Annotated in this window: 13 protein-coding genes; 8 read left to right on the top strand and 5 right to left on the bottom strand. The window is 61.1% G+C overall.

All coding sequences use genetic code 11. The annotated features are described in order from the left end of the window. Window positions 1-88 precede the first annotated feature (88 nt). Complete coding sequence (locus tag FHJ30_RS20735; protein WP_139031140.1) at window positions 89-688, top strand: recombinase family protein; 600 nt, start codon at window positions 89-91, stop codon at window positions 686-688. Window positions 689-1,120: 432 nt separating this feature from the next. Next, a complete protein-coding gene (locus tag FHJ30_RS21820; RefSeq protein ID WP_240793791.1) occupies window positions 1,121-1,378 on the top strand; it encodes a hypothetical protein in 258 nt (85 codons plus the stop codon). A gap of 235 nt (window positions 1,379-1,613) precedes the next feature. On the opposite strand, the gene FHJ30_RS20745 is transcribed toward FHJ30_RS21820, so the two are convergent. From FHJ30_RS20745 to FHJ30_RS20765, 5 genes are all read right to left on the bottom strand, one after another. Next, window positions 1,614-1,985 (bottom strand): ParB family protein, encoded by a 372-nt coding sequence (locus FHJ30_RS20745; RefSeq protein ID WP_043439434.1) that lies wholly within the window; start codon window positions 1,983-1,985, stop codon window positions 1,614-1,616. Continuing rightward, entirely contained in the window at window positions 1,982-2,896 is a 915-nt protein-coding gene (locus FHJ30_RS20750) for a ParA family protein (RefSeq protein ID WP_139031141.1), read from the bottom strand. The genes FHJ30_RS20745 and FHJ30_RS20750 overlap by 4 nt, the downstream gene beginning before the upstream one ends. Before the next feature lie 606 nt (window positions 2,897-3,502). After that, the gene (locus tag FHJ30_RS20755) at window positions 3,503-5,122 is read right to left on the bottom strand and encodes a hypothetical protein (protein ID WP_139031142.1); all 1,620 of its coding nucleotides are present in this window, start codon (window positions 5,120-5,122) and stop codon (window positions 3,503-3,505) included. Between the two features lie 353 nt (window positions 5,123-5,475). Continuing rightward, a complete protein-coding gene (locus tag FHJ30_RS20760; protein WP_012311495.1) occupies window positions 5,476-5,679 on the bottom strand; it encodes a hypothetical protein in 204 nt (67 codons plus the stop codon). A gap of 83 nt (window positions 5,680-5,762) precedes the next feature. Continuing rightward, a complete protein-coding gene (locus FHJ30_RS20765) occupies window positions 5,763-6,086 on the bottom strand; it encodes a helix-turn-helix domain-containing protein (protein WP_139031143.1) in 324 nt (107 codons plus the stop codon). 454 nt (window positions 6,087-6,540) lie between these two features. Here FHJ30_RS20765 and FHJ30_RS20770 point away from each other — a divergent pair, with 454 nt between their 5' ends. The 6 genes from FHJ30_RS20770 to FHJ30_RS20795 are packed head-to-tail and all read left to right on the top strand — an operon-like array spanning window position 6,541 to window position 11,318. Then, a complete protein-coding gene (locus tag FHJ30_RS20770; protein ID WP_139031144.1) occupies window positions 6,541-7,620 on the top strand; it encodes a CHAP domain-containing protein in 1,080 nt (359 codons plus the stop codon). Further along, window positions 7,617-8,129, top strand: coding sequence for a hypothetical protein (locus tag FHJ30_RS20775; protein ID WP_139031145.1), 513 nt, complete (start codon window positions 7,617-7,619; stop codon window positions 8,127-8,129). The genes FHJ30_RS20770 and FHJ30_RS20775 overlap by 4 nt, the downstream gene beginning before the upstream one ends. A gap of 34 nt (window positions 8,130-8,163) precedes the next feature. Next, window positions 8,164-9,597 (top strand): chromosome partitioning protein ParA, encoded by a 1,434-nt coding sequence (locus tag FHJ30_RS20780; RefSeq protein WP_139031146.1) that lies wholly within the window; start codon window positions 8,164-8,166, stop codon window positions 9,595-9,597. Between the two features lie 45 nt (window positions 9,598-9,642). Further along, window positions 9,643-10,233 carry a DUF6668 family protein gene (locus FHJ30_RS20785; protein WP_139031147.1) on the top strand — a complete coding sequence of 197 codons (591 nt, stop codon included), beginning with the start codon at window positions 9,643-9,645 and terminating at the stop codon, window positions 10,231-10,233. 43 nt (window positions 10,234-10,276) lie between these two features. After that, window positions 10,277-10,546, top strand: a complete 270-nt coding sequence (locus FHJ30_RS20790; RefSeq protein WP_139031148.1) for a hypothetical protein — start codon at window positions 10,277-10,279, stop codon at window positions 10,544-10,546. 22 nt (window positions 10,547-10,568) lie between these two features. After that, window positions 10,569-11,318, top strand: a complete 750-nt coding sequence (locus FHJ30_RS20795; protein ID WP_139031149.1) for a hypothetical protein — start codon at window positions 10,569-10,571, stop codon at window positions 11,316-11,318. Window position 11,319: the final 1 nt, after the last annotated feature.

Genomic DNA, 11,319 nt, shown 5'->3' on the forward strand with positions numbered 1-11,319 from the left:
GCCGCTTAATGTGACTGTCCCGTTTGTTGTTCCAAAACCCCCGCCACAATGGCCCGTCACAGGGACAACTTTCGGTACGGTTTTAGGCATGGAGATTGGGTATGCGCGTGTGTCAACGGTGAAACAAGATCTGGCCCGGCAACTGGACGCCTTGGCGGCCGCCGGCATCGAAACGGTCTTCTCGGACAAGAAGTCCGGCGCCACCACCGATCGCGCGGGGCTTCAGGGCGCGTTACGTCACGCCAGAGCCGGCGACGTGCTTGTGGTCCACACGTTGGACCGGCTGGGGCGGACAGTGCGGGACACCCTAAACTTGATCCACGAACTCAAGGAACGCGGCGTCGGTGTCCGGACGCTGGCTGATCCCCTGCCCATCGACACTTCGAACCCGAACAGTCCCATGGCGCAACTGGCCGTTGTCATGCTGGCACTCTTCGCAGAGATGGAACGAACCTATGCAGCAGAACGCGCCTCACATGCCCGCGCAGTGGCATCTGCCAACGGGCGCCGCACTGGACGGCCTTCCGTGATCGATGCCGACAAGCTCGAACACGCCGCCCTGCTGCGAGACAAGGGCTTCTCCATGAAGGAGATCACCGCCAAGACTGGGCTGAAACGCACCACCTTGTACCGGCACCTGCCACCTCGCTCCCCCTCCCCTGACTTGTTGACCACTAATGCCCTTTGACACGGACACGTTGAGTTTTGTCCTGACCTATGGTGGAACGTTGGTCGTGGCGCTCCTGATGTTCATCGGGCAGCTGACCGCTGTGGGGATTCTTCTGACTCTTGCTGGGATTACCTGGCTGACTGCTTACCCCATCCAGGCGATCGCGCGGACATTCAGTAGATCTGACCGGACCAAAGCTCGGGGGACCTGCCGGCTCACGCCGTGGGCCGAGTCAGCCGTGACATGATGCACCTATGACGTTCACTCCCCAGGCGCTACGTGAACGGGCACGAGGCTCCCTCCCCTGCGAAGCCGCCACAGAACTTCTTCTCCGTGCTTTCAACGGGCGCTTCGCCCAGGCGGGCTGGCCCTGGATGCACAGCGATGAGCAAGGCCGGAGCTGGATCGATTTCGAGGCCATCCCCGAGAACATAGACGGGCTTTCCGGTGGTGAGCACCGATTTCCTGATGATCGCGGCATCCCTTGGAGGCGATGAGCAGGTTGCACTCTCCGACGTTGTACCGGGGCTCGACCGGGCGTTGCTGGATCTTGTGCTGGCGGCACTTGCCCATGCTGCGGGCTCCCACCAGGACTCTGTCATCCACGAAAAGCCTGAAGGCGTCCTGGGATTTGAGCGGGTCGACACCTTGTATCCGTGGCCGAAAGACGCCCCCGCCCTGCGCGTGATCGACGGCGGCCAGAACTAGCTGCTTCCCGGCGCAGGACAGCGTGGTCTCCACTCCGGCGGGGCGAGCCTGATAGGTCGCGGTGCAGCTAGCAGATCGGCTCTGCCACACGTCCGCCCAGTTCACCCCATAACGAATCTCTGGCAGCGTCACTGATGCACCCAGCCCCTGTCCAGGTTCTACGAATAAACCTGGCCACTGCTTTTCCGTCAGTCCGCAATACCCCAGTGTCGATCTTTGGACCTAGCGGTGCTGTTCAGCTGTCTTTGAGACGTCGGCCGCCGGGAAGTTTTTCTCCCCAGGATGGATACATCTCGCCCTGGTTGTGTTCGGCTTCACGGCGCGCGGTTTCTGCTTCGATGGCCTTGGTCACGAAATGGCTCCAGGTGTTGTCTCCTTCGGCATAACTGGTCGCCTTGTACGCGGCCCGCGCCCGGTTGCGGAGCGCAGCGGGGATACTCACCGTCATGTTGGCTGTTTCGGAATCCTTGGGTTCCTCCTTTTTCGGCGCCTCGGGTCGGTGCCCGGGGAGCATTCGGGCCAGGGGGGCATCTGTGGAGGGTGCGGCATTGCGTTTCGGAGGCAAGCCAAGTGCGGGCCGGCCGGGTGTTGTTGCTTCGGCGCTCACGCGTTGACCTCCTGGGATTCTGCGACAGCGATGCGGCGCGTTATTTCCATAGCAACTGCATGGAGGTCCTCAGCCACGCTGGAAGCCGACTTCGGCCCCGCGTTCCCGGCTTTCGCTTCCCCGCGGAGAACCTCCCACCATTTCGGTCCTTTGCTAAGTTCCCGTTCCAGTTCGTGGGCCAGCAATCCGCGTTCCCGACACGCCTGGGCGGTTGCTTCTGCATGCCGAATGGACATCGGAAACAGCACTTCATCAGTACCAAAATCTGCTGTGAGGTGGTCGCGGGTGACCTTGTGTACCTGCTTAGAATTCGTACCGGTCCCGACCAGGACGACGCCCAACAGATCCAACGCCGGGTTGAGTCCAACAACGCTGTCCATGCGCGCTGCGACTGCGGCGACGCCCTTACGACTGGACATGTCGGTCTTGAGCGGCACCAACGCGTACCGGGCGGCAGCCACAGCTGCAGCCTGCAACGGCTCGTTCCCTGGAGGACAATCGAGCAGAACAAGGTCGTACTCCCCCGCCACGCTGGCAAGTAGTTTAGCCAGAGCTAGCTGTGCAGCGTCACGATCCTTCTGGGCCTTGGCTCCAAGGAAAGCGGCAGCATCATCAAGTTGAGGACCTCCGGCGATGACGTCCAAATTAGGGCGCACGCTCAAGAGCAGATCTGGTTCTCCCCCAAAGCACAGCGAGGCTGCCAGGCTTCTACCTCCGTCACCTTGATCGGCATAGCCAAGGTCCTCGGCAAGGTTCCCCTGGGGATCAAGGTCCACGAGGAGCACTCGCGACCCGCCCTCGGCAAGAAGTCCCCCAACGTTTGCAACAAGGCTGGTCTTAAAAACCCCGCCCTTCCCATTTATTACCGCAATGACGCGGCTGAGGGCACCGCGGTCCACATCGAATTTCATATGTTCCCCTTCCAAAGTGATTCCAGCGTAACCAGCAACAGTGGCTCTACTTGGGAAGCTGGTTTCCGTGTCTTTACTTTTTTCACTTGTGAACCATGTAAAACCAGCAGGGTTTCAACTGCCGACCCGTCTTCACTGTTTATCCTTTCTTCACTTGTGAAACGGGCGGACCCTGCGAAAACAGCGAACCAAGTGAACCAAGTGAAAGAGGCTACCAAAGTGAACAAGTGAACCTTGCGAACTAGTGAAACCAGCAGAGCTCGACGTGCCAGCCTGTCTTCCCCGTCTAGGCTTTTTTCACTTGTGAAACCAGCGGATCCTGCGAAACAAGCGAACCATGTGAAAGCGGCGTGGTTCGACTTACCAGCCGTCTTCCCCGTCTATCCTTTCTTCACTTGTGCAACCGACGAACCCATGAACGACGACTAATGAACCCACGAGCCCAACATCTACGGGGTACTCGTTTACCGGGGTAGTCGCTTCCCGCCAAGGGACGTGACCCCAAGGACGTAGGCAGCAACAGTAGTTTTACTTGAGAAGCTGGCTTCCCTGTCTATGCTTTTTTCACTTGCGAAACCGCCGAACTCGACATCTACTGGGTATCGTCTAGGCTGCCCGCCACAACGCCGCGTCATCGGGTGGCATCCAATGTTCTTCACGCTCGGGATCGTAAAGGTCACCTTCGTTTACTCGGCCGTCCAAAAATCGATCCAAGTAAGCGTGCCAGGCAGCACGTTCCCGCCGGTTGCGGCTTATCTGGGCTTGGTAGTCCTCCATTACGCCCAGCCGTTCCGCGAGGGCGCGAAGATTAGCTGTGGCGGTGATCTTCCAGTGCCGGCCGTCCCGGTGGATCATGCCAAACCCTTCCATTGCGATGAGAGCCTTCTCAACGGTTGTGCGGCTGATTCCGCTGCTTCGTATGAGTTCTGCGCTAGTGGGGGAGTGGCGACCGCGCTCGATTGTCTCGTAGATAAGGGCTGCTGCGTCGCCGAGGGCGCGGAACACGGGCCGTATGGAGTGAATTTTGCCTTTTCGCCAGCTGAGTTCACGGGCCAGTTGTTGATACTGCTCGGGTAGCTGAATGAGATATACATCTGCTGCTTTGTGGCGGGCGTCAGCGACTTTGGTGAGGATGCCATCTGAGGCTTGGACCAAGGCGGGCAGGAGCCTCGCAATCGTGACGTGGTGCTTTCCCATAGCTGCGGCCAAAGTGCGGCATCCAATGTCCAGAAGATCGGTTTCCTTCGTCCTCATGTAGGCGAGGAGCGCGCGGATGAGGAAGCGGAGGCTCAGGCCTTCGCGGCCGCGTTCTTTGAGTCTGTGGTCGAGTACCGCGTAGAGCACATTTTCCAGGTCGTTCACGAGTTGGTGGATTGAAGCTGTGCTGCGGTTGGATGCCCCCCCTGTGGGTTTTGTGGGGCTTGTGTTGTTAATAAGTGCATCTTTTCCCCTTCCTTTGCGGGGTTCAGTTTTTGTCCAAGCTTCGGCGTTGGCCCATTCCTGCTTGATGAGGCGATTTTGCTTCGGAGTCGTGCCGTAGAGGGCGGCGAGGCCGGGGAACTGGCCGTTCAGTTCGTTCTCTACCTGGACGAGGGTCCAGCCGCAGGCGTTGAAGTGGTTGAGGACGGCCATGCGGGCCTCAGAGGGGCTCTTGTAGCGTGTTGTGTCGTAGAGGCCGGTGCGAGCGGTTCGGCGCAGCGCGGTCTCGCTGCCACTATGCAGCCGCAGCAGATGATGGGCCGCTGTGCGCTGCGCCGCAGCTGTTTTGGCCCGATGCGATTTCAGTGCACGGTTGCGGGCCAGTTCAGGCCCTAGCGCGGTCCTGAGGGCCGCGATAGCTGCAGGTGCGTTTCTACGCCGCAGGACGTCGTATGCCTGGGACAGGGGGGTGATGAGTACCTGGTGGCCACCGGTTTTGTGAGCCGAGCCAGGGACGCGGATACATCCGTCGGTGATGTTCTGGTGCGGGCTCGGATCCAAGCTCGCTGCTGTCAGGGCCAACGCTTCTACAAGTTCGCGCGCCTCGGCCGCATCTAGGCGTTGCCGAAGCGGGATGTACAGGTGCCGACCGCCGCTGGGGGAGAAGTCCTCCACAAAGACGACACCACAGGTGGTGAGCATGGTGCGCAGGCGTTCTGCGTCTGCGTCAACGACTGCTTTGACGGCTTTCGACGTGTCCAGGTCGATGCAGAGTGTGGCAACGCTGCCATCTGGCCCGTGGACCATGACAGCTGCCGGACGCGCCGGCAGCGCAGCAGTGATGTTGGCTACAGCTTTGGGTCGGGGGTACTGGAAACGGTCACCTATCCACCGGCCAAGACGGTATGACGCATGGCCTGCGATAAGTGGAGCAAGGACCCAGGCGTCAGCAGGCGCGACTTGGCAGCCGACACTGCTGTTGGGGTGCGTTGACGCGGATGCCAAAAGCGGTACGATAGGACCAGTTCCTTCCTCGGGGGGTACGACAAGATCCACCCACTGGGTGGGTGTTGGATAAAGTTCAGATCGTGGTCCGCCAAGATTTCGGATCTGAACTACATACGCTTTGAAGGCCCGCTTTAGTGCGGGCCTTCAGTTTTTTAACTGGCCTTTGCGATAGGCAAAGCCTCCTGGCCGTCTAGGGCATCAAGATCAATGGTCTTTAGGTGGTCATGCAGCAGCCGCGCAAGAAGTTCGGAGCGGCTTTCGGACGTGATCTCAACAACCCTGTTGAGCTTTTCGGCGTCCGCCCGCGGAATCTTAGATGTGACGGTCTGACGATCGCCTTTATGCATCCGTGCCATGGGTCCTCCTAGTTCGGGGTACTAAGCACTAGCCAATAGCAATCCGATTGCCTTAAGTGGGACGCTGTTACCCCGGCGTGTCGTTATGAGCCTTGTATGTAGGAAGCGTTTTTTTCGACCGCTTCCGCCAAGACGTTGGGCTTGATCTTAAAGACAACATGATGGCCCTGGCGCGGCGGTTTCACACTGGCTTTTACCGCCTTCAGCTCTTCCAACTGTTCCAAGTGTCGTTGAACTGTTTGGTAGCGGGTACCGATAGCGGCCGCTATTTCACCGGACGTTGCCCCGTCCGGGTGTTGCGAGAGGAAACGCAGGATTTCCGCCCGCAGCTGGGGAATGCCAAGGATTTCGGTCAACGTCGCGAGCTTCTTTGGCATCGGTGAGCTGGGACTGACATAGCGCGGCATCCTCCTATTTTGTCTTACCTACCCTCCCGATCATGCTAGTGCATTAAATGCACTACATGCTACGACTAATGCATTAAATGCACTAGACTGGGTCTTAGAAGGCACGCGTTAGCCATAGGAAAGGGGCAGGCGACCTAGTGAGCGCAGTGATGTCTTGGAGTTAGTTCCGTCTCAAAGAGCTCTTTTGACAAGCGTTTTGTTCTGAATTTGTGGAGAATGGCGGGCTGTGTCCACTCGGTGGAGAAATGTCCGCGGGTGCTGGTAGTTGTGGAAACGATGTCTTTTTTGGGGGAGTGCAGGCAGTGACCGACTTGTTGGCATTCGGCACACCGTGGCCGATGCACGGAGAGCTTCGTGAGCGTGCATCCCAAGAACTTGAAGCCTTCTATTTCGGGGTTGTTGCCCTGCGGCGCCAAGAGTCCCGGGTACGCAACCGGGACGGGGGACTGTCCTAATGCAGCGGAAGTCGCTTGGCGTAGTGGCAGTCATTGCCATCCCCGGCCTCTTCTTTGGCCTGATCTTCACCATGCTCCTGCTGCTAGCCCCGGCAAAGTCCGCTGTGGCGACCTGCGGGCCGGCCGTCGCTGTTGCTATCGACGGCGATACCAAGGTAGAGGGTTACACCGAAGCGCAGTTGAAAAACGCCGCGGCGATCATGGGTGCCGGTAACGCACTGAACCTGTCCGTGAAGGGACAGATGATCAGCGTCATGGTGTCCCTCGGGGAGTCGGGCCTGCGCGTTCTGGACTACGGCGACGGACCGGGCCCTGACTCCCGGGGGTTGTTCCAGCAGCGCGACAACGGTGCGTGGGGCTCCTATGCAGACCGTATGGACCCAACCACCAGCGCCACGAACTTCATCAAAGCCCTGCAGAAGGTCGAGGGCTGGGAACTCCTGGAACCGACCCTCGCCGGGAACAAGGTCCAGCGCAACGCCGACCCGTACCACTACCAGAAGTACTGGCCCGAGGCCGTCAAGCTCGTCCAGGCACTCGCGGACGGAAAGTTCACCCTCGAAGGCAGCGACTGCGCAATCCCGGGCCAGTCCGGTGCCGGGGATGACTACCCCTGGAAAGACTCTCCCACCTGGATGCAGGTCGGAGCTAGCACTGCCGCCGCATCACCGCTGGGCATGTTCTACCGCGAGTGTGTGGACTTCGCGTTGTGGCGGGTGAACCAGCAGATGGGGTCTACCGGTGAGCCGTTCAAGTTCCTCAACGGCACGTTCCGCCCGGACGGGCAGGGCCTTGGCTCGGCCCTGACGTGGAAGGCCGGTTGGGACGCCAAAGGATGGGCCACCGGCACCACACCTCGGGTCGGGGCGGTCGTCTGGTACGCACCGGGAGCCGGGGGAGCGGACCCTACCTTCGGTCACGTCGCCGTGGTCAAGGAAGTCAAGGACGACGGGACCTACGTCGAAGAGGGCTACAACGGCAACCCGCCCCCGGACGATCACAACTACTACACCCGAACGGTCAGCAACGCCGTTCCGTCAGCTTTCCTGTACCTGCCCACCCAAGAGGAGAAGAAATGAACAAGCCCCTGGCCCTCATCGCCGTGGCTCTGCTCTGCGCCGCGTGCGCACCGGCAGCGAACACCACGCCGGCACCGGCTGAGCCCACGGCAGCCACGCCTTCAGCGCCGGTTTCGCTGAGCGCCAGCAGCGGCCCACAGGCTCCCGGCGGCACAGTCCCGGCCACGATCGGCATCACCTGGGACCAGGCCAGCAAGGACGCAGCCGAGGACGTCGCTGAAAAGGCCATGGCGGACTTTGCCCGCCCCGGTCTGGAGGAAACGCAGTGGGCCAACGATCTTGCCCGCTGGCTGACGCCACAGGCCACCGCCGACTACTCGGCCGTGGACCCGGCCAACATCCCAGCCACCCGCGTCACCGGCCCGGCCACACTGAACGTCGATGAAGCCAACGGCTACGGAGTCATGGCAGCGGTACCGACCGACGCCGGGACCTACACGGTGCAGCTGCTCCGCACGGGCAAGGACGCCCCGTGGAAGGTCAACCGCCTCACACCACACGCTTCCTGACACTCCTAACCACGTTTCAGAAAGGTAGAACGCTATGGTCCTGAACCAGACAGATGTCCCGGCTTTCCCAAAGATCAACGCCATCGTCCGTACCAACGGCACGGCCGAGGTCGTAGTCGCCGGCAACTCCCGGAACGTGAAAGCCGCAGAATCCCTGCAGCAACTCCGCGACAACGCCCTGTCCCTCGTCGTCAGGGAAGCGAAGACGCTGAACCGCCCGGTCCGGGTCCAGGTCGATGACCCCGACGGCCAAGGTGAGCTGATCGTAAACCCGGACGGCACTAAGGAGTCCGTCACCTACGTGGCCAAAGCCCCCCGCCGCCGCATGGCAGAAGCTCCCACCCCCACGGCAGCACAGCCCGCTCCTGCGGCTGCAGAAACCATCCCAGCGCCCATCACAGACGAGCCGATCACTGACGGACCGGGAACCGTCCCATCAGCGACAGGAACATCCATGACTCTGACACCCGAAACCACATCCACGCCGACCCAGGAAGCGCAGGAGGCACTGACCCGGCGCAGCCTGAAGGAAACCTCCTTCCTGGTCAGCGCCCCGGTCCTGGAACCTGCCACGAAGGGCTGGCGCGGCGCCCTGACCCGGTTGGGGTTCCGGATGGACCCCTCCGCCGAAGAACTCTCCGAGCGGGAGGATATCCGCACGGTCAGCCAGCACTGGCCCGGCCCGCGGACCATTGCCGTGGTCAACCGCAAGGGCGGTGCGAACAAGACCCCCACCGTGGTCATGCTCTCGGCCATCCTCGCCCGATACAGCGGGGCCGCGACCGTCGCCTGGGACAACAACGAATCCCAAGGCACCCTGGGCTGGCGGACCGAAAAGGGCGCCCATGACCGCAGCGTCCTGGACCTGATCGACTCCTCAACCGAACTACTCTCCCCATCAACGAACGCCGCCGAAATCGCCAAGTTCGTCCACCACCAGACCGCAGACAAGTTCGACGTCCTGCGCTCGGACGAGAACGAAGAAGGCGACCACGAAGTCACCGCCGAGGAAGTCGACATCGCCCACCAGGTCCTCACCCGTTACTACCGCCTCGTGGTCATGGACTCAGGCAACACCGCCCGGGCAGCGAACTGGCGCCGGATGATCCACCACACCAACCAGCTCGTCGTACCTGTAACGGCAATCGAGGACCGCGCAGAAGCCGCCAGGCTCACGCTGCAAACCCTCGAATCCCGTGGCGGCCACGACGCTGAACTGGCCCGCAACGCCGTCGTCATCGTCTCCGAATCCACCGACGCCAAGCGCGCCATGTCGGGGGACGCGTTGAAGCGGGCCAAAGACGAAGCCCAGCGCATCGCGGACGGCTTCGAGCCGTTCGTCAGGGCCGTCGTCCGGATTCCCTACGACCCGGCACTGGTCAACGGACCCATCCGTTACGAAGCCCTCCAGCCCGCCACCCAGCGGGCATGGCTGGCTGCCGCGGCCGCCGTCGCCACCGGCTTCTAACTACCCCCTTGACCGCCACAATCCAGTCCTGAAAGGAGGATGCAGATGAACCAGCAACTGAACCCCTGGATCACCAGCCCAGAAACGGCAGAGCCCGAAGTGGCCACTGCAGATGAATACGTTTCTCCGCCGGCGATCATCAACGGCCCGGTCCTGGGGATGGTGGAACCGGACGCAGCTGACCGCCTCGCCCGCCGCACGGTCACCGGCACGGCAACGGTCTGGGTTACCGGCGTCCATGGAGGAGCGGGCGAAACCCGGCTCAGCCACCTCGTGGAGGGCGCACGCCCGACAGAACATGCCTGGCCCATCCTTGAAGACGACTTCAGCAAACCGGCGGTCCTGCTGGTTTGCCGCTCAGACATGCACGGACTGAAAGCAGCGCAAAGAGCTCTCATCCAATGGGCCTCCGGCGCAGCTCCAGACGTCAACCTGCTGGGCCTCGCGGTCCTGGCCGATGCACCGGGAAAACTACCCAAAGCTCTGCGGGAGTTCGCAGCTCTCATCGGCGGGGGAGCCCCCCGGCTCTGGATGCTCCCCTGGGTCGAATCCTGGCGGCTTGGGGACACCAACACCGGGACACTCAGCCGGGAGTATCAACGCCTGATCACCGATCTCGCAGCCCTCACCAACTAATCAATCAACAGCTCAACAGCGCCATACCTCGAAAGGTCTCACCATGAACTTGATCGCAGCTCTTCCCGCCAGCGTCATCCCGAACCCCACCCCTGTTGTGCCTCCCCAGGCACAGGGCCTGCTCACCGTACTGAACTGGGCCTCCGGCATCGGCCTGGTCCTAGGCGTTTTGGGCGTGATCATCGTCGGCATCGGCATGGTCATCCAGCTCCGACGCGGCGAAGGCGGCGAATCCATCGCCAAGCTCGGCTGGGTCCTCGCCGGCTGCATCATCATCACCGGCGCCTCCGGCATTGTCCGCGCATTCGTCTAAACCCGGCCCTCGGAGGTTCATCATGAGCGAATCCACACAGAACACCACCGAACAGAATCCATTCACCAAACCCGGATTCATCATTTCGGCCGCCCTCGTGGTCGCACTGATAGCAGCCGTCATCGTCCTCTTCCTCATCCCGAAAGGGGACGGTGACGCACACTCCGGGTCGGCACCCTCAGTGAACAGCTCTGCTTCCGACCCCTATAGGGCTGGAAGCGAAAGCGTATGCGGGCTAAAAGCAAGCTCTGAGACGGCGTTGGGACGTGCCCCTCAAACGGAATGGGCACTCGTCGGAAAAATCGCTGCACCAAACGAGCCTCAGAGTTACGGTCCTGGGGTAGAGGAGCAAGGCGGGTTCCGTTATTGCTATGCCCAGTCCCCAACGGGCGCCCTCTATGCTGCCGCAAACCTAATAGCCATGACGTCTGCAGGTAACCCCGAACTGACAGTCAAAGTCACAGAGAAGCTCCTGGTTCCCGGCCCCGGCAGAGACGCCGCTATGAAGGACGCCGCCACTGCATCCAGTTCCAGCAATGGTGCGGCGACTTCCGTTCAATTCCGAGGCTTTGTCTTGAAAAGCTACTCGCCCGAGAAGGCCAACGTTGACCTCGCCATGGAGGCTTCTAACGGAGTCCTTGGACATGCGGTGTTGCCGATGGAGTGGATAGACGGCGACTGGAAATTGGCCGTTGCTGACTCCGGAGAAATGGTCAATGACTTTTCACAAGTCAGAGACTTAAGCGGTTTCATTCCTTGGTCTGGGGTCTGAC

Source organism: Arthrobacter sp. BB-1 (genome assembly GCF_006151685.1).
Lineage (GTDB): Bacteria > Actinomycetota > Actinomycetes > Actinomycetales > Micrococcaceae > Arthrobacter.